The organism is Peptacetobacter hominis, assembly GCF_006861675.1.
In the GTDB taxonomy this organism is placed as follows: domain Bacteria; phylum Bacillota; class Clostridia; order Peptostreptococcales; family Peptostreptococcaceae; genus Peptacetobacter; species Peptacetobacter hominis.
Genome location: NZ_SGJB01000008.1, coordinates 1 through 19,727, shown reverse-complemented (window position 1 = coordinate 19,727; position 19,727 = coordinate 1). Strand labels below are relative to the sequence as shown.

General features: G+C 34.6%; 18 protein-coding genes and 1 other annotated feature. Of the genes, 17 read left to right on the top strand and 1 reads right to left on the bottom strand.

Going from position 1 to position 19,727, the window contains the following annotated elements:
- The first annotated feature begins 33 nt into the window (after positions 1-33).
- Positions 34-1,053, top strand: coding sequence for an alpha-hydroxy-acid oxidizing protein (locus EXD82_RS05340; protein WP_142535889.1), 1,020 nt, complete (start codon positions 34-36; stop codon positions 1,051-1,053).
- Between the two features lie 56 nt (positions 1,054-1,109).
- Here the strand turns inward: EXD82_RS05340 and EXD82_RS05335 are convergent, their stop codons facing one another.
- A complete protein-coding gene (locus EXD82_RS05335) occupies positions 1,110-1,616 on the bottom strand; it encodes a flavin reductase (protein ID WP_142535888.1) in 507 nt (168 codons plus the stop codon).
- Positions 1,617-1,759: 143 nt separating this feature from the next.
- Here EXD82_RS05335 and EXD82_RS05330 point away from each other — a divergent pair, with 143 nt between their 5' ends.
- From EXD82_RS05330 to EXD82_RS05255, 16 genes are all read left to right on the top strand, one after another.
- Positions 1,760-2,104, top strand: coding sequence for a YraN family protein (locus EXD82_RS05330; protein WP_142535887.1), 345 nt, complete (start codon positions 1,760-1,762; stop codon positions 2,102-2,104).
- Between the two features lie 15 nt (positions 2,105-2,119).
- On the top strand, positions 2,120-3,661 hold the full coding sequence (locus EXD82_RS05325; RefSeq protein WP_142535886.1) for a YifB family Mg chelatase-like AAA ATPase: 1,542 nt from the start codon (positions 2,120-2,122) through the stop codon (positions 3,659-3,661).
- Between the two features lie 104 nt (positions 3,662-3,765).
- Positions 3,766-4,872, top strand: coding sequence for a DNA-processing protein DprA (gene dprA, locus EXD82_RS05320; protein ID WP_142535885.1), 1,107 nt, complete (start codon positions 3,766-3,768; stop codon positions 4,870-4,872).
- Between the two features lie 21 nt (positions 4,873-4,893).
- Positions 4,894-6,978, top strand: a complete 2,085-nt coding sequence (gene topA / locus EXD82_RS05315; RefSeq protein WP_142535884.1) for a type I DNA topoisomerase — start codon at positions 4,894-4,896, stop codon at positions 6,976-6,978.
- A gap of 202 nt (positions 6,979-7,180) precedes the next feature.
- Positions 7,181-7,966, top strand: a complete 786-nt coding sequence (gene codY, locus EXD82_RS05310) for a GTP-sensing pleiotropic transcriptional regulator CodY (protein WP_142535883.1) — start codon at positions 7,181-7,183, stop codon at positions 7,964-7,966.
- A 64-nt stretch (positions 7,967-8,030) separates the two neighbouring features.
- Positions 8,031-9,314 (top strand): replication-associated recombination protein A, encoded by a 1,284-nt coding sequence (locus tag EXD82_RS05305; protein WP_142535882.1) that lies wholly within the window; start codon positions 8,031-8,033, stop codon positions 9,312-9,314.
- Positions 9,315-9,523: 209 nt separating this feature from the next.
- Positions 9,524-9,940 carry an RrF2 family transcriptional regulator gene (locus EXD82_RS05300; RefSeq protein WP_142535881.1) on the top strand — a complete coding sequence of 139 codons (417 nt, stop codon included), beginning with the start codon at positions 9,524-9,526 and terminating at the stop codon, positions 9,938-9,940.
- Positions 9,941-9,972: 32 nt separating this feature from the next.
- Positions 9,973-11,160 (top strand): cysteine desulfurase NifS, encoded by a 1,188-nt coding sequence (nifS, locus tag EXD82_RS05295; protein ID WP_142535880.1) that lies wholly within the window; start codon positions 9,973-9,975, stop codon positions 11,158-11,160.
- A gap of 69 nt (positions 11,161-11,229) precedes the next feature.
- Positions 11,230-11,667, top strand: a complete 438-nt coding sequence (gene nifU, locus EXD82_RS05290; protein WP_142535879.1) for a Fe-S cluster assembly scaffold protein NifU — start codon at positions 11,230-11,232, stop codon at positions 11,665-11,667.
- A 2-nt stretch (positions 11,668-11,669) separates the two neighbouring features.
- Complete coding sequence (mnmA, locus tag EXD82_RS05285; protein WP_142535878.1) at positions 11,670-12,752, top strand: tRNA 2-thiouridine(34) synthase MnmA; 1,083 nt, start codon at positions 11,670-11,672, stop codon at positions 12,750-12,752.
- A gap of 67 nt (positions 12,753-12,819) precedes the next feature.
- Positions 12,820-13,034, top strand: a binding site (T-box leader).
- A gap of 65 nt (positions 13,035-13,099) precedes the next feature.
- Positions 13,100-15,736 (top strand): alanine--tRNA ligase, encoded by a 2,637-nt coding sequence (alaS, locus tag EXD82_RS05280; protein ID WP_142535877.1) that lies wholly within the window; start codon positions 13,100-13,102, stop codon positions 15,734-15,736.
- 43 nt (positions 15,737-15,779) lie between these two features.
- Complete coding sequence (locus EXD82_RS05275) at positions 15,780-16,025, top strand: IreB family regulatory phosphoprotein (RefSeq protein WP_142535971.1); 246 nt, start codon at positions 15,780-15,782, stop codon at positions 16,023-16,025.
- Between the two features lie 9 nt (positions 16,026-16,034).
- Positions 16,035-18,239, top strand: a complete 2,205-nt coding sequence (locus EXD82_RS05270) for a hypothetical protein (protein WP_142535876.1) — start codon at positions 16,035-16,037, stop codon at positions 18,237-18,239.
- Positions 18,232-18,654, top strand: a complete 423-nt coding sequence (gene ruvX / locus EXD82_RS05265) for a Holliday junction resolvase RuvX (protein ID WP_142535875.1) — start codon at positions 18,232-18,234, stop codon at positions 18,652-18,654. The genes EXD82_RS05270 and ruvX overlap by 8 nt, the downstream gene beginning before the upstream one ends.
- Positions 18,655-18,733: 79 nt before the next feature.
- Positions 18,734-19,015 (top strand): DUF1292 domain-containing protein, encoded by a 282-nt coding sequence (locus EXD82_RS05260; protein ID WP_142535874.1) that lies wholly within the window; start codon positions 18,734-18,736, stop codon positions 19,013-19,015.
- A 177-nt stretch (positions 19,016-19,192) separates the two neighbouring features.
- On the top strand, positions 19,193-19,642 hold the full coding sequence (locus EXD82_RS05255; RefSeq protein ID WP_142535873.1) for a Fur family transcriptional regulator: 450 nt from the start codon (positions 19,193-19,195) through the stop codon (positions 19,640-19,642).
- The last annotated feature ends 85 nt before the right edge of the window (positions 19,643-19,727 follow it).

Genomic DNA, 19,727 nt, shown 5'->3' with positions numbered 1-19,727 from the left:
TTCCCTTTAATATTATTTGTAGAGGTGGATAAAATGGATTACAATGAAATGCTAAAGACAGCAAGAGAAAATCTTAATGGAAGCTGCAAAGTTTGCAGAGTGTGCAATGGAGTGGCATGTGCAGGAGAGGTCCCAGGAATGGGAGGAAAAGGAAGTGGATCTTCATTTATAGAAAATGTAAAATCTCTTGAGAGAGTAAAACTTAATATGAGAGTTATACATAATGCAGCAAAACCGGATACATCAGTGGAATTATTTGGAAGAAAAATGGATGCACCTATATTTGCTGCTCCTATAACAGGCACTACTCTTAATATGGGAGGAAAACTTACAGAAAGAGAATATATAGAACCTGTAGTTGAGGGATGTATAAATTCAGGAATATATGCAATGGTTGGTGATACCGCTGTAGATGCTTTCCTTATAGAAAATCTTGATGTACTTAAATGTCATGGAGGAAATGGAATAGTATTTATAAAACCATGGGATAATGAAAATATAATCAAAAAGATAAAATTAGCTGAAGAGGCAGGTGCTTTTGCAGTTGGTGTCGATATAGATGCATGTGGTCTTGTAACACTTTCTCTTCATGGAAAGCCGGTACTACCTAAAAATGTAGAGCAGTTAAAAGAGTTAAAGGCCGCTACAAAGCTTCCATTTATATTAAAGGGTATTATGACAGTGGAGGATGCTCTTATGGCGGTAGAAGCTGGAGCAGACGCTATAGTGGTATCTAATCACGGAGGAAGAGTTCTTGATTTCACTCCGGGAGCAGCAGATGTACTTCCTGAAATAGCAGAGGCTGTAAAAGGTAAGATAACAATACTTGCAGATGGTGGAGTAAGAACAGGAGTAGATGTTGTAAAAATGATAGCTCTTGGAGCAGATGCAGTACTTGTGGGAAGACCTTTTGTAACAGCATCTTTTGGAGGAGCAACTGATGGTGTTGAAACATATATATCAAGACTTAAATCAGAACTTGAAGGTGCAATGATTCTTACAGGTTGTCAGACTATAAACGATATAGACGAAAAGGTTGTATACAAAAGATAATAACATTTAAAATCTATCAAAAAAGGAACTGTTTAGAAGAACAGTTCCTTTTTATTTTATTCAGATATATAGCAGGCAGTTATTTCACCTATATACATAGTATGGAAATCATCTGCATCAGGATAACAGGCATCAAATACACTTTCATCTACAAACTGCTCTTTAAGAAGATCATTTTTGAAAAGTTTTCTGCAGACAAATACAAGTTTTGCCTCTTCATAAGTTATACCGTTTTCAACTTCTATAGGAGTAAGACCACTATCGTTCATCTTGTCTATATCTCTACCTGATTTAGTACCTAAAAGAGTAAGTTCCTTTTTATGTCCATCCTTTAAGAATGTAAGAGTGTAGTATTCGTTATTGTCCATAAATTCCTTTGTATATCTTGACTGTCTGACATATACAGTTGTAACAGGATTTTTCCAAAGTATACCTACACCACCCCAGCTTACAGTCATAGAGTTGAATTTATCTTTGTCACCTGCTCCCAGAAGGGCCCAGTCATCACCTATAAGAGTAAACGGATTTTCATGAAGTTCCTTTACATCGATTTTTTTTAGCATAAAAACACCTCACTAAATATAATTTATATCAATAATATACATCTAAAATAAAACTATGTAAATATTAATGGAAAATACAGAAAAATTTTAATGTATATAAAATAAATCATAGGAAAAAATAAATCTAAGGGAGGTGTTATATTATGGATAACAAAGAAAAAGGAAAAAGAGGAGAAGATATAGCTGTAGAATATATCGAATCAAGAAATGGAGAAGTAATAGAAAGAAATTACTGGTCGAAATATGGTGAGATAGACATAATAGCAGAAATAGACGATGAAATAGTATTTATAGAAGTCAAAAGCAGAAATAATATAAATTTTGGATACCCGGCAGAAGCGGTAAACATAGAAAAGCAGAGAAGAATAATAAACACAGCGAAATGTTATCTTGCAGAAAGAAACATAACAGAAAAAGATATAAGATTTGATGTAATTGAAGTATATATGTCGGATAGAAAACTGAGACATATTGTAAATGCATTCTAAAAGAGGTGAGATATATTGATAAGTATAATTATATCAAGCAATATTTTTGGAGTGGACAGTTTTGATGTATCAGTTGAAACTGATATAACAAAAGGGATACCTTCATTCAGTATAGTTGGACTTCCGGGAACGGAGATAAAGGAAGCAAGAGAACGAGTCAAGTCTGCAATAATAAATAGTGGATATAGATTTCCTAACTCAAGAATAGTTGTAAATCTATCTCCGGCAGATGTAAAAAAGCAGGGGTCTTTTCTGGATTTTCCAATAGCTCTTGGAATAATGAGAGGTAATATAAGAAAAAGCGTAGAGTATATAAATGAAAGTATATTTGTCGGCGAATTATCTCTTGACGGAAATCTAAAGAGAATAAGAGGAATACTGCCTATTGTCATAGGAAGTATGGAAAGAGGATTTAAAAGAATTTTTATACCGGAGGATAATTATTCAGAGTGTATGTTTGTTGAGGGTATAGATATAATTCCCATAAAAACATTGAAGGAAAGTATGGATTTTTTGAACGGAATAATAAAATATGAGCATATTGAGGAAAGAAGAGGTAAAATATACCGTATTTCAAAAGAAAAACAGAGTTATGAAAGTCTGGATTTTTCGGATATAAAAGGAAATACTTTTCTGAAAAGGTGTGCGGAGGTAGCAGCTGCAGGGGGACACAATATGCTTATGATAGGACCGCCTGGCTCAGGAAAGTCATTTATGGCAAAAAGAATACCAGGTATAATGCCATCTATGGATGAATCTGAGATGATTGAAGTAAGCAAAATATATAGTGTATACGGAAGTGGAAACGGACTTATAAAAAGAAGACCTTTCAGATCGCCTCATCATACATCTACTGAAATAGCAATTATAGGTGGTGGAGCTGATGCAAGAGCGGGGGAAATAACAATGGCACACCTGGGTGTTTTGTTTCTTGATGAAGTTGCAGAGTTTGATAGAAAAACACTGGAAGCTCTCAGACAGCCTATAGAGGATAGAAAAGTCGATATATCAAGGTCGAGATATAGTATAAGTTACCCAAGCGATTTTATGCTTGTTGCAGCGATGAATCCATGTCCATGCGGATACTCTGGTTCAGACAGAGAGTGCAGGTGCAGAACGTATGAGATTGAAAGATATAGAGGAAAATTATCAGGGCCTCTTCTTGATAGAATAGATATCTTTGTAGAAGTGAATTCCATTACATTTGAGGAAATGAATAACTTAAGTGAGGGTGAAACTTCAGAAGATATAAGAAAAAGAGTGGAGTCAGCCAGAAAAATACAGAAAAAAAGATTTGGAAATAATAAAATAACAAACAGAAGTATGTCAGGGAGAGATATAGATAAATACTGCAGGATGGATAAAAATGCACAGGCTGCTATGAAACTGATATTTGATAAATATAGATTGAGCAATAGAGCTTATACGAGAATAATGGCTCTTGCAAGAACCATATCAGATATAGAAAATAGAGAAGTTATTTCAGAAAGTGATATTCTGGAGGCATTTTCTATGAGAAGAGTGTATTATAAATATTTTGAAAAAAATTATATATAAAAATTATGATTATATATTTTGAAAATAGAAAAGATTATAAAAGTAAGTATTAAAAAAGGATAGATGGCTAAAATCTATCCTTTGTAACGCTTTGGGAGGATAAAATGGAAATAAGAGATGTTTATTTATGGCTTTATGGAGTTGTGGGATGCAGTGGAAAAACAATAGAAAAAATAGAAAATCAGTGTAATAATCTAAAAGATATATTTGATTTTTCTGTAAAAACAATATATAATCTTGAAGGAGTAAACGAAAAAACTAAAAACAGAATATTGGATCTGAAAAACAGAGCCTATCTTGATGATTATAAAGAAAAACTGTACAGAAAAAAAGTTTTATATACAGTGCAGGGTGACAGTGATTATCCAGGAAGGCTTTTTGATATATATGATTCACCAAAAGTTATTTTTTACAAAGGGAATATAGAAAGACTTAATAAAAATTTTTCTATAGGTATGGTAGGTTCAAGAAAACCTACTGTTTATGGTAAAGAATGCGCAAAGAAAATATCTTCAGAACTTTCCGGATATGGAATCGATATAATAAGTGGACTTGCTATTGGAATAGATGCAATATCTCAGAAAAGCTGTATTGATTCTGGTGGAATTACATTCGGAGTTCTCGGCTCGGGAATAGACAATCCACTTCCAAAGACGAATATAGGTCTTATGAATAGGATTGTGGAATGTGGAGGAGCTGTAATATCAGAACATGGAATAGAAAAGGATGTAAAACCGTATTATTTTGCAAATAGAAACAGAATTATAAGCGGTTTAAGTGATGGAGTGGTTGTTGTAGAGGCTGCAGAAAAAAGCGGTGCTTTGATAACAGCTGAATTTGCAGCAGAGCATGGGAAAAATGTGTTTGCTGTTCCCGGAAGTATTTTTTCTGATATGAGCAGAGGATGCCATAATCTTATAAAAGATGGGGCAAAACCTGTATCCGGGATAATTGATATTCTTGAATCATATGAGTTTATGAATATATCAGCTGCCTCTAAAAAAGATAAACAAAGCTCTGTACAGCAAATAATTGATGATGAATCAGATATAATAGTATCTGTTATAAAAAAACATGGAGAAATCGGTATAGACAGTATATGTGAGTTTACCGGTATGAATATAAATAAGGTAAATCCAGCAATAGAAAAACTCAAGCTGTACGATATTATAATTGAAACATCGGCGGGAAAATACAGCCTGAGAATTTAACGTTATGTGGGGGTGTGTATTTTGGCAAAAATACTTGTTATTGTGGAATCACCTGCAAAGGCAAAAACTATAGAAAGATATCTGGGGAAAAGCCATTACACAGTTAAGGCTTCTGTAGGTCATATAAGAGACCTTCCCAAGAGTAAGCTAGGTATAGATATAGAAAACAATTTTGAACCGGGATATATAAATATAAGAGGAAAGGGAGATCTTATAAAAGATCTTAAAAAGACAGCGAAGAAGGCAAGTAAAGTCTATCTTGCTACCGACCCCGATAGAGAAGGTGAGGCTATATCATGGCATCTTGAGTATATTCTGGGGATAGATGAAAATGAGCCGTGTAGAATAGAATTTCACGAAATAACAAAGGATGCCATAAAAAAGGCTATAAAAAATCCTAGAAAAATAAATATAGATCTTGTAGATGCTCAGCAGGCCAGAAGAGTAATAGACAGACTTCTTGGCTATCAGATAAGTCCTGTACTGTGGCAGAAGGTAAGGAAAGGTCTTAGTGCAGGTAGAGTTCAGTCTGTTACAACAAAACTTATATGTGACAGAGAAAAAGAAATAGACGCATTTGAACCAAAGGAATACTGGACTTTGGATATAGAAACATCTACAAAAGATAATGAAATAATAGTTTTCAGACTTCACAGTAAAGATAACGAAAAAATAGAAATAAACAGTGAAGATGAAATGAAAAAAATAACAGATATAATAGAAGGTAAAACAGTTTCAGCGGATAGAATTGACTCAAGAAAGAGAAGAAAGAGTCCTCCAAAACCGTTTACGACAAGTGTCCTTCAGCAGGAAGGTGTAAACAGACTTGGATTTTCTACCAAAAAGACAATGAAAATAGCACAGGAACTTTATGAAGGGGTAGAAATAAAAGGCGAAGGTATAACAGGTCTTGTTTCATACATAAGAACTGACTCAAATAGACTTTCTGATGAAGCAAAGGAAAAAGCAAAGGCGTACATACTAGAAAATCTTGGACCGGATTATTATGGAGAAGAAAAAAAACAGACAAAACAGAGTGGTAAAAAAGTTCAGGACGCTCACGAGGCTATAAGACCTACATCAGCAGAAAGAACTCCTGAAAGTATAAAAGACTCTCTGTCAAAGGATCAGTATAAACTTTATAATCTTATATGGAGAAGATTTATCGCAAGTCAGATGCGGGATTCTGTATTTGAGCAGATGACAATAGAGTCTGATATAGATGGATATACTTTCAGAGCTACAGGATCAAAAATGATCTTTGATGGGTATACAAAAGTATATAATTTTGTAGGTAGAGAAGACAGAATACTTCCTGAAATTTCTCAGGGAGATGTGCTTAGTGTAGATGAGATAATGCCGGAGCAGCATTTTACTCAGCCACCGGCAAGATATACAGAGGCAAGTCTCGTAAAAACTCTTGAGGAACTTGGAATAGGAAGACCTAGTACATATGCTCCTACAATTGCAACTATACTTAATAGAGAATATGTAGAAAAAAACGGAACAAGTCTTGTTCCTACCGAACTTGGAAAACTTGTAACAGATATACTTGAGGTTAATTTCTCTCAGCTTATGGATGTGGATTTTACAGCGGATCTTGAGAATAAACTCGATACAATTGAAATGGGAGAGGCTGACTGGAAGGTTGTTGTAAAAGAATCCTATGAGCCTTTTGCAGATGCTATAAAGGATGCACTTGAAAATCTTGAAAAAATTAATATGGATATTGAAACCGATGAAATATGTGAAAACTGTGGTGAACACATGGTAATAAAATACGGTAGATTCGGTAAGTTTATGGCATGTAAAAATTATCCGGAATGTAAAACAACAAGACCTATAGTCAACAAAATAGGTGTAAAATGTCCTAAGTGCGGAGAGGGAGATATAATACTTAGAAAGTCTAAAAAAGGAAGAGCATTCTATGGATGCAGCAGATACCCTGAGTGTGATTTTGTAGAGTGGAACAAACCGGTAGAGGAAAAATGTCCTGAATGCGGTTCATATATGACAGAAAAAGTATCAAAGAAAGAAACAAAGCATATATGCTCAAATAAAGAATGCGGATATGAAATTTCCGTTGAATCTAAAGAAAACGAATAAAGTATATTCTATATTAGATTTAAAATTATAGGATGAATAGAATGTATTAAGCGAAAATATTGAAAATTTAAAAAAGTATAAAAATTATGTTGAAAATAATCTCAAAGTATGATAACCTTTCATTAGAATAGGAATAAAAGTGTACTTAAATAAAAAATATTAGACTATAAAATAATGCATAGGCATACAAGGAGATGATTTTATGGTAAGCGAATTATTACAGAAAACCAGAAAAATAAACAAGACACTTCAGACAAGCGGTGGAAGCAGTGTTTCTTTCAATGTTCTTGCAGGTGTTCTTGGAGAGGTACTGACTTCTAATACTTATATTGTCAGTGCAAAAGGTAAGGTTTTAGGACTTCATCTTCATGATGAAGAAGACAGCTCAGTTATAGAAGACGAGCTTACAAAGCAGAAGAGATTCCCTGAAGAATATACAAAAAATCTTTTAAAGATAAATGATACAAAAGAAAACATAACAGGGGAAGAAATGCTGAAAATATTCCCGTTTGAACATGACAGACTTGACAAAAAAACTGTTGTAGTTCCTATACACGGAAGTGGAGAAAGACTTGGAACTCTTATAATAACAAGATACAATGATGAGTATACAGATGAAGATCTTGTAGTAGCTGAATACTCTGCTACAGTTGTTGGCCTTGAAATACTAAGAGCTGTAAGTGAGGAACTTGAAGAGGAAATGAGAAAGAAAGCTGTTGTTCAGATGGCTATAGGAACTCTTTCATATTCAGAGCTTGAGGCAGTTGAGCATATATTTGCCGAGCTTGATGGTAAAGAGGGGCTTCTTGTTGCAAGTAAGATAGCAGACAGAGTTGGTATAACAAGATCAGTAATAGTAAACGCACTTAGAAAATTTGAAAGTGCTGGTGTGATAGAATCAAGATCTCTTGGAATGAAGGGAACTCATATAAGAATACTTAACGACAAGCTTCTTGAAGAACTTGCGAAAACAAAAGAAAACAGATAAAAATAAAATATAATTCAAAGGACATCGCAAGGTGTCCTTTTTAATACGTAAAGGAGCTGATAATATGCAGCCACTTGCAGATAGAATGAGACCTGAAAAAATAGATGATATGGTAGGTCAGTCTCACATAATCGGAAAAGGGAAGGTAATGAACAAACTTCTTGAAAGTGGAAATATACCTAACATGATATTTTATGGGCCTCCAGGAACCGGAAAAACTACACTTGCAAATATAATAGCAAATGCAACAGGGAAAAAATATGTAAAACTTAATGCGGTAAACTGTGGGGTAAAAGAAATTAAAGAAGTAATTGATTCTGCACAGGGGGATCTTTTTTCATATAATGGTATACTTCTTATGCTTGATGAAATACAGGCACTGAACAGAAAACAACAGCAGTCTCTGCTGGAAGTTATAGAAAATGGCTCTGTAACACTTATAGCAAGTACAGCTGATAATCCCTATTTTGTTATATACAAGGCTATATTGAGTAGAAGTACTGTATTTGAATTCAGAAAAATAGATAGAAAAGATATAATATCAGGGCTTGAAAAAAGTATAGATAAATTAAAAAAACAGAAAATATATAATGATATATATACGGAACCGAGAGTTCTTGAATATATAGCAGATACCAGTGATGGAGACATGAGAAATGCACTCAACAGACTTGAGCTTCTGATAAGCATGGGAACTGATATCTCGGAAAATAAAGTAAGTATAACCATAGAAAATGCTGAAAAAGGACTTTCTGAAAGGCCGCTTGGATATGATAGAGGCGGGGACGATGGATATTCCATATTATCAGCATTTCATAAATCGTTGAGAGGTTCTGATCCGGACGCTTCAATACACTATCTGGCAAGGCTTGTAAAAGCCGGAGATATCCAGAATATCTGCAGAAGGCTTTTATGTGTTGCATCAGAGGATGTAGGGCTTGCGGTACCGAATGCAGTATCTATAACGTATTCGTGTGTTGCATCTGCTCTTCAGCTTGGATTTCCGGAAGCGAGAATTCCGCTTGCACAGGCTACAATATATCTGGCGCAGTGTCCAAAGTCCAATTCGGCTATTATGGCAATAGATAGTGCTCTGTCAGACCTTGATAAAATAGATACGGGGGATATACCGGATCACTTAAAAGATGCTCATTACAGTGGAGCAGCTTGTCTTGGAAGAGGAGTTGATTATAAATATCCTCACAACTATGAAAACAGCTGGGTGAAACAGGAATATATGCCTTCTGGATTAAAAGGAAAGAAATATTACAATCCGGGAATAAATAAAAATGAAAATGCGTATAATAATTATTGGATGGCAGTAAAAGGAAAAAATAAAAATAAATAACAGTTTAAACGGATACTTGTGTGTCCGTTTTTTTATATCTTAAAGAAAAAATCAAACAGTATTAAAATATTAAAAAGATAACTATAAACTAAGTCATATATATAGAAAAAATAATATGGACATAAGTTCAAATTAATGTTGACAAAAATAGTAGGATATAATATCATTAAACCATAGTAAAAAGGTAGGAATTAAAAGAGGGTGTAAAAATGAAGCTTTCTACAAAAGGACGATACGGTCTTAAAGCAATGCTGGAGCTTGCACTCAATTATGATAATGGACCTGTATCCATAAAACATATATCTGAAAGACAGAATATATCTGAGCGGTACCTTGAACAGATATTTTCAAAACTGAAAAAATCTGGTCTTGTAAAAAGTATAAGAGGTGCTCAGGGAGGGTATGTTTTAGCAAAACATCCGGAGGAAATATCTGTAGGAGATATACTCAGAGTTCTTGAGGGGCCTATAACAATTTCTGAGTGTCTTTCTGATAGTGGAAAATGTGATAACACTTCAAAATGCGCCACACGATTTGTGTGGAAAAGAATGAAGTCTGCCATAGATGAGGTAATAGATACTACATATCTTCAGGATATGGTGGATGACTGGAAGGAAATAAACTAAATTAATATAAACGATAATCGGAGGTAAAACCTATGGAAAAGAAAAGAATATATATGGATTATTCGGCAACTACTCCAGTAAAAAAAGAGGTAGTAGATGAGATGCTTCCTTATTTCAGTGAAGGATTTGGAAATGCATCTAGCTTTTATGATTATGGTCATGAAGCAAAGGCTGCTCTTGAAAAGGCTAGAGAAAGGGTTGCATCACTTATAAATGCAGAACCTGCAGAGGTATTTTTCACAGCAGGTGGTTCTGAAAGTGACAACTGGGCTATAAAAGGAGCTGCTTTTGAGCTTCAGAGAAAAGGTAAAGGAAATCATATAATAACATCAAAAATAGAACATCACGCGGTACTTCATACATGTGAATATCTTGAGAAAAATTTCGGATTTGAAGTTACATACCTTGATGTAGACGAGGATGGAAAAGTAAATCCAGAAGACGTAAGAAAAGCCATAAAAGACAATACAATACTTATAACAATAATGTTTGCAAATAATGAAATAGGAACAATAGAACCTATTGAAGAAATAGCAAAAGTTGCAAAAGAAAACAAGATACTATTCCACACAGATGCTGTACAGGCTGCAGGGAATATACCTATAGATGTAAAAGCGATGGGAATAGATATGATGAGTATGTCTTCTCACAAAATATACGGGCCTAAGGGTATAGGAGCACTTTATATAAGAAAAGGTGTAAAAATAGATAATCTTGTACACGGTGGAGCTCAGGAAAAAAGAAGAAGAGCCGGTACTGAAAATATACCTGCAATAGTGGGATATGGTAAGGCCGCTGAACTTGCAAAAGAGAACCTTGAAAATCATATATCAGAGCTTACAAGAAAGAGAAACAGACTGATAGAGGGAATACTTGAAAAAGTACCTTATACAAAAATAAATGGAAGTCTTGAAGACAGATTACCTGGAAATGTAAACTTCTCATTTGAATTTATAGAGGGAGAGGGAATACTTCTGCTTCTTAACCACTTTGGAATATCAGCATCAAGTGGATCAGCCTGTACATCAGGATCTCTTGATCCATCACATGTACTTCTTTCGATAGGTCTTCCTCATGAGATAGCTCATGGATCACTTAGACTTACAGTAGGGGATTTTACTACAGATGAGGATATAGAGTATATAATAGAAACTCTTCCAGGAATAATAGAAAGACTTAGAAGTATGTCTCCGCTATACGAGGCGGCAATGAATAAATAATTATTTAATATAAAAGCAAGGATAATTTCAGAAAAATATATAACAGTTAAAGATACGGAGGTAAATATTATGGAATACAGCGATAAAGTAATGGAGCATTTTATGAATCCAAGAAATATGGGATCAATAGAAAATGCCAGTGGAGTAGGAGAAGTAGGAAACGCAAAATGTGGAGATATAATGAAAATATATCTTGATATAGAAGACGATATAATAAAAGACGTAAAATTCAAGACTTTCGGTTGTGGAAGTGCAATAGCAAGTTCTTCTATGGCTACAGAAATGATAAAAGGAAAAAGCATACACGAAGCACTTCAGCTTACAAACAAAGCGGTTGCAGAGGCACTTGACGGTCTTCCACCGGTAAAAATGCACTGTTCTGTACTTGCTGAGCAGGCAGTAAAGGCAGCTCTTATAGATTATGCTGAAAAACACAACATACACATACCTGAACTTGATGGATATGAAATAGACGATGCTCACGACCATGGGCATGAGGAAGAATAAAAATGACATTGAATAACAGAGTAATGATAGGCATGAGCGGCGGAGTGGATAGTTCCGTCGCAGCTTATCTTTTAAAGAAAAAAGGATATGACGTTGTAGGGGTTACAATGAGACTTTCCTCTGATGAAACCCCTGAAGAAAAGGAAATAACAGAAAACTCTATAAGAGATGCGAGAAATGTAGCTGAAAAACTGGGAATTCCTTTCCATGTAATAGATCTTCAGAAAGAGTTCAAAGAAAGAGTAATAAATAACTTTATATCTGAGTATATGAAGGGTAGAACTCCAAATCCATGTGTTGTGTGTAATAAATATATAAAATTCGGTATGTTTTTTGATAAGGCAAAAGAATTTGGATGTGATTATGTAGCTACAGGTCACTATGCAAAAATAGAAAAAGATGAAAATACAGGAAGATATCTCCTTAGAAAAGGAGATTCTGATAAAAAAGATCAGACTTATAATCTATATAATATAAAACAGGAACAGCTGTCGAGAATACTTCTTCCTATAGGTGAATATGAAAAAGAAGATGTAAGAGCTATAGCAAAGGAAATCGGACTTGATGTCCACAATAAAAAGGACAGTCAGGAAATATGTTTCATAAAAGACGATGATTATATAGGATATCTTACAAGACATTCGAGAAAGAAAATAAAACAGGGTGATTTCAAGGATGCAGAAGGTAAGGTTATAGGTCATCACAAAGGTATAATAAATTACACTATAGGGCAGAGAAAAGGTCTGGGTGTAACTTTTGGAAAACCTATGTTTGTAATAGATATAAATGCAAAGGACAATAGTATAATTCTTGGGGATAATAGCGATCTTTTCAGAAGCGAGCTTATAGCTGATGATGTAAACTTTATACCATTTGATTTTGCAGATATGAAAGAGCCGATAAGAGTAATGGCAAAAATAAGATATGCAGCAAAACCTTCAGAGGCTACAGTATATAAAATAGACGATAATAGTATAAGAGTTGTATTTGACGAGCCGCAAAGAGCAATAACAAAAGGACAGTCTCTTGTAATGTACGACGGAAGAACACTTGTAGGCGGAGGTATAATACAGGAGATTCTGTAGAAATAGAGCATAATATAAAATAATCTTGAAAATACATACAAAATCTAGTATTATAGGTAATATAAAGTAAAATGCAGCGAAGAGAAGGAGTAGGCTTTTCGATTTCTCAAAGAGAGAGGGTGTTGCTGTGAATCCCTTAGAATAGGAAGCTGAAGCAGTCTTGGAGCAGAAACTCTGAAACCAAGTAGGAGTTTACGGTAGCTACGTTATAGCTAAGGTTTACCGGAGATGCAGCATATGCTGTAAATTAGGGTGGTACCGCGAATAATACTCGCCCCTATATTTATATAGGGAGCGGGTTTTTTTATTTTACTGAAGTATAAGAAATAATTATGGAGGATACGATTATGCAGAAAATGGGATTAAACGAAATAAGAAGTAAATTTCTTGAATTCTTCAAAACTAAGGAACACTATGTTGTAGGAAGTTATTCACTTGTTCCTCACAACGACAAGAGTCTTCTGCTTATAAATGCAGGTATGGCTCCTCTTAAAAACTATTTTTCAGGTGTAGAAGTTCCACCTAGTACAAGAATGGCTACTTGCCAGAAATGTATAAGAACAGGTGATATAGAGAATGTAGGTATAACAGCAAGACACGCTACTTTCTTTGAAATGCTTGGAAACTTCTCATTTGGAGATTATTTCAAAAGAGAGTCACTTGCTTGGGGATGGGAATTTGCTACAGAGTGGCTTCACATACCAGCAGATAAAATATGGGTTACAGTATATGAAAATGACGATGAAGCATATGATATATGGTCAAAAGAAATGGGATTCCCTGAAGAAAGAATAGTAAGACTTGGAAAAGATGACAACTTCTGGGAAATAGGTCTTGGACCATGCGGACCTTGTTCAGAGATATATTTTGACAGAGGAGAGGAATACGGATGCGGAAGTCCTGACTGTAAACCAGGATGTGATTGTGATAGATTCCTTGAGTTCTGGAACCACGTATTCACTCAGTTCTCAAAAGAGGAAGATGGAAGCTATACAGAGCTTGAAAATAAAAATATAGATACAGGAATGGGTCTTGAAAGAATAGCATGTATAATGCAGGGTGTTGACAATATATTCGAAATAGACACTATACACTCAGTTCTTGAAAAAGTTACAGAAGCAACTGGTTCTGAATATGGAAAAGACAAAGCAGCAGATAAATCTATAAGAATAATAACAGACCACATAAGAGCCGTATCATTTATGATAGCAGATGGTGTTATACCTTCAAATGAAGGAAGAGGATATGTACTTAGAAGACTTCTTAGAAGAGCTGCAAGACATGGAAAACTTCTTGGAGTAAAAGACACTTTCCTTTACAATCTTGTAGATGAAGTAGTAAGAGTAAGTGGAGAGGCTTATCCTGAGCTTGTTGAAAAACAGGATTACATAAAGAAAGTTATAAGAATAGAAGAAGAAAAATTCAACGAAACAATAGATCAGGGAATGGACATGCTTTCTTCTTATGTAGAAGAGCTTAAAAAAGAAGGTAAGAAACAGCTTTCTGGAGATGTTGCATTCAAACTTTACGATACATATGGATTCCCATTTGACCTTACTGTAGAAATACTTTCTGAAGAAGGTCTTTCTGTAGATGAAAATGAGTTTGAAAATGAAATGGAACAGCAGAAAGAAAGAGCAAGAGCTGCAAGAGGAAACATGGACGGTGAAAGCTGGAAAGAAGACCCTCTTACAAAAGAGGAAGGAATAGAAACAGAGTTTATAGGATATACAAACCTTTCAGTTGAAGCTGAGATCAAGGCTATATCTTCAGGAAGCGAAATAATGGAAAAAGCTTGCGAAGGAGACGAAATTGTAGTAGTATTAGACAAAACGACATTCTATCCTGAGGGTGGAGGACAGTCTGGAGACTGTGGTCTTCTTAAAGGAGAAAACTTTGAAATATCAGTATCAGATACAAAGAAAGGTCCTAACAACTCTATAAAACATATATGTAAAGTTGAAAAAGGTGAAGTTAAACCTGGAGATAAAGTATATGCAGAAGTTGACAAAGAGAAGAGAATGGCATGTTCAAGAAACCATACAGCTACTCATCTTCTTCACAGAGCGCTTAAAAATGTGCTTGGAGAGCATGTAAATCAGGCTGGATCACTTGTAACTTCTGAAAGATTAAGATTTGACTTTACTCATTTTGAAGCTGTTACAAAAGATGAACTTAAAAAGATAGAGGAAATGGTAAACAACGCTATATTTGCAGCAGCAGATATAACTGCGGAAACAATGAATATAGAAGAAGCAAAAGCAAAAGGAGCAGCTGCATTATTCGGTGAAAAATACGGAAATGAAGTAAGAGTTGTAACAATGGGAGAATTCTCTATGGAACTTTGTGGAGGAGCTCATCTTTCAAATACTGCACAGGCAGGAATGTTCAAGATAATATCTGAAGGTGGAGTTGCATCTGGAGTAAGAAGAATAGAAGCCATAACAGGAAAAGCTGTATATGAATATCTTAACAATAGAGATAACACAATAGATAAAGTATGTGCTACAATAAAAGCAAAAGAAGATAATCTAATGCAGAGAATAGAGAATGTACTTGAAGAAAACAAAACTCTTGAAAAAGAGCTGCATGAATTAAAAACTCAGATGAGCCTTCAGGCTGCAGACTCAATACTTGATTCAAAAGTTGATGTAAATGGGGTTAGCCTGATAACTGGAAAATACGAAAATACTGATATGAATACACTTAGAGAAACAGCAGATACTTTAAGAGATAAAATGGGTTCTGGTGTGGTTGTCCTTGCAAATGTTGCAGATGGAAAGATAAACTTTGTTGCTACAGCTACAGATGATGTAATCAAAAAAGGTGTTCATGCAGGTAACATCGTAAGAGAAGTTGCTCAGATTGCCGGCGGAAAAGGTGGAGGAAGACCTAATATGGCACAGGCAGGAGCTCCTGATGTTTCAAAGGCTGATGAGGCATTAAATCATGCTGGAGAGGTTATAGCATCTCAGGTGAAGTAATCTCTTAAATTAAAAGGAGGTCTTTGAATTGAGAAAAGATAATATGGATTATACTATGAAATTTGAAGGTGTCCAACAGGACAGAATGACAGTTGAAGAAGCGATAATGATAGTTTATGAATCACTTAAAAAGAAAGGATATAACCCTGTAAATCAGATTATAGGTTATCTCCTTTCTGGAGATTCAAGTTATATAACAAGTTATAACAATGCAAGGGAAATAATAAGACAGTTTGAAAGAGATGAGATCCTTGAAGAAGTTATAACAGAATATCTTGAAAGAAGGTAGGTAGAATAAATGCTCAAAAGGATAGTATCACTGCTTGCGGCGATAATGATATTTTCTGTATCGGCATTTGGACCTGTATCAGCAGATGAAAAAGGTAAGGTAATTTTTATCAACATGAGCAGTACAGGGCTTGAAAATATGCTTTCAATAAATGCTATTGAAGACAGAATACAGAAAGAAGGATATATTGGTCTTATGAATATAAAAGGAGACCAGGGAAATGATGCAGAACGAGGACTTGCCAGTATGGGAGCTACAGGAAGAGCTACTGTAGGAGAAGTTGATGAAAAAATAAGTGCATCATTTGTGAATCCTGATGACAGAGAAAAGAAAATATTCGAATCTGCAACAGGTAAAAAAGCCGAAGCGATTATAAACACAGAGATAAATGTTTCTGTGAATGAGAACATTGAAAAGGGAGAATTTGAATCAACTCTGGGTATGCTTGGACAGGTTATGAATGAAAATAATCTGACTACTGCAGTTCTTGGAAATGCGGATCTTTATTCTGAAGATGGCGAAATCAGTCTAAAAAATAGAGCTATAGGATTTCTTGCAATGGATAATTACGGTAGGGTAGATGCAGGAAATGTAGATGATATAAATAAAGAAGATCTTTCTATGCCTTATGGTGTATCTACAGATTATGCAAAGCTTAAAAAAGAAACAGACAAGCTTTATAAGGAAAATGATGCTCTTTTCGTAGATCTTGGGGATACATACAGATTAGATGAATATAAGCCTAATCTTAATGAAGATAGTTATGCGAAGATGAGAGCAAAGGTATACAGCAGAATAAATGGATACCTTGAACATGTATTTAATATGGCTGGTGAAAATGACACTATCTATATAGTGAGTGCATTTCCAAGCAATCTTGATTACATAAACAAAAAAAGATTATCTCCGGTAATAAAATTCGGTGGAGAGGGAACTTCAAAAGGAGTTCTTACATCTGCAACTACAAGAAGAGATGGTATAGTTGCGAATATAGATATAGGTGTCGATATACTGAATGAATTCGGGCTATCAAATGAAATGATGCTTGGAAGAAGTCTTTCAGAGGTAAATATGGACAATAATGTCGAATACCTTACATCTGAATACTCTAAAATAACATCAGCAGCTCTGATAAGAGCAGGCGTTGTAAACGGATTTGTAGGGGTAGTATCAGCCTCTTGGGTAATAGGGCTTATAGCAGTTCTTATGTCTAAGAGAATACCTGAAAAATACAGAGACGGTCTTTTCAAACTTTTAAAAGAGCTTATAAAACTGGGCATAATAATGCCGCTTTCATTCCTTCTGGCACCGCTGCTGGGACTTAACACTCCTGTTGGAATGTCTATTGGAGTAATAGCAGTTGCTCTTGTTATATATGCTATTTCAAGATTTGCATTTAAAGACGATGATATTGCACAAATGGGTGCAGTAGCAGCCGTAACAATAGCAGTTATTGCAATAGACTCTGTATTTGGAACATATCTTATGAAAAACAATATCATGAGTTATGATGCAATGGTAGGTGCGAGATACTACGGTATAGGAAATGAATATGAAGGAGTTACAATAGGAAGTGCTGTATTTGCATTTGCCGCACTTTTAAACTACAAGCGAATACCTAAGTGGGCAGTTGCAGTTCTTTCACTTGTAATCCTTATAACCAGTGCACACCCTGCAATGGGGGCAAATGTTGGAGGAGCTATATCAGAATCAATAGCGTATCTTCTGTTCGTAATGCTTATATTCAACATAAGAATAGACTGGAAAAAAGTTATAGTTCTAGGTGTAGCAGCAGCTGCTGTGGTTTGTGTATTTGCATATTTTGACCTTTCATCAGGAAGTCCGTCACATCTTGGACTTTTTGTACAGCAGATAATGCTTAATGGACCTAGTGAAATAGTACTTACATTTACAAGAAAAATACAGATGAACGTTCAGCTTGCTCAGACAAGTGTGTGGGTGAATATACTTCTTGTGGGTATAGCTATAATAGCAGCGCTTATATTCAAACCAACAAAACACTTTAAGATAATAGCTCATAAATATCCGTTTATCTTTAAAGGATTTGTAGCATCTATGGTTGGATGTATAGTAACTCTTTTTGTAAATGACTCAGGAATAGTTGCAGCCTCTACTGCATCGATATACATACTTATACCAATAATGGTTATAACTATAAATATGTTGTTTGAAAAGGAGAGCAAAAATGCTTAAAGGTAGAATAATGGGGCTTGATATAGGAGATAAAACCATAGGAGTTGCAGTAAGTGATCTTATGGGAATGACAGCTCAGGGTGTAAAGACAATAAAAAGAACAAGCAAAAAAAATGATATAGAGGAAATAAAGAATATCATAACGGAAAAACAGGTAGATAAAATTGTCTCAGGGCTGCCTAAAAATATGAATGGAACTATAGGACCTCAGGGAGAAAGAGTTCAGAAATTCTGTGAGCTTATAAAAGAAGAAACAGGACTTGAAATAGAGTTCTGGGATGAGAGACTTACAACTGTAGCTGCTGAAAGATCTCTTCTTGAAGCTGATGTGAGCAGACAGAAGCGAAAAAAGGTTATAGATATGCTTGCAGCTGTTATAATTCTTCAGGGATATCTTGATTTTAAAATAAAGTAAAAAATATTGTATAAGAAGTTTGGCTATTATATAATATAGCTAACAAATATATAATAAAAATACAACAAGGAGTGATATTATGGAGAATAATATAAACACTGTAGATGAGAATATAGTAAAACTTATCGATGAAAATGGAAATGAAATAGAGTTTGAGATAATACTTACATTAGAAGCTGAAGGTAAAGAATATGCGATATTAATGCCTGTAGAGGACAATGATGAAGAAGAGGCATATATATACAGAATAGAAGAGGATGCTCAGGGAGAAATGCTTGTACCTCTTGAAGATGACGATGAATATGAAACAGTTGTAGCTGTATATGAAGCTATAATGGAAGAAGAAGGTCTTAACTATTAATAATTTCTAGAAAGTATAGAGATGGGAATCATTATCAGATGACCATCTCTTATTTTTTATCAGGAAAATGAAAAATAAAATTATCTATTGAAACTCGATATCTATTGACATTGAGAAGATTATGATATAATATTTTATTATATACTAAATTTTCAATTGAAAAAGGTTGGGGTAATAATGGATAAAAAAATGGATATATTAAAAGAAAAACTTAAACGGACAGGATTTAAAATAACACCTCAGAGAAGAGCAATAATAGAGGTACTTCTTGAAAATAACCACTATCATCTTAGCAGTGAAGAAATATATGATAAAGTAAGAGAGTCTTGTCCTGAAATAGGGCTTGCTACAGTATACAGAACAGTGCGGATTCTGGATGAGGTAGATGCAATATCTAAACTTAATCTTGACGACGGATGTATAAGATATGAACTAAAACTTGATGATGAAACAGGTCATAATCACCATCATCTTATATGCAAAAAATGTGGAAAGATATTAGAGGTAAAGGACGATCTTCTTGATAATATAGAAAAAGAAATAGAAGAGGAATACGGATTTAGAATAAAAGATCACGATCTTAAATTCTACGGATACTGCAGTGAATGCGATAAAACTGAAAAATAAAAAAGAAAGGTGCTGTCGCATTAACGTTTTTTATAACGTTTTGCGACAGCATTTTTTCTTGTTATCAGTAAATAGTGGTTGTAAA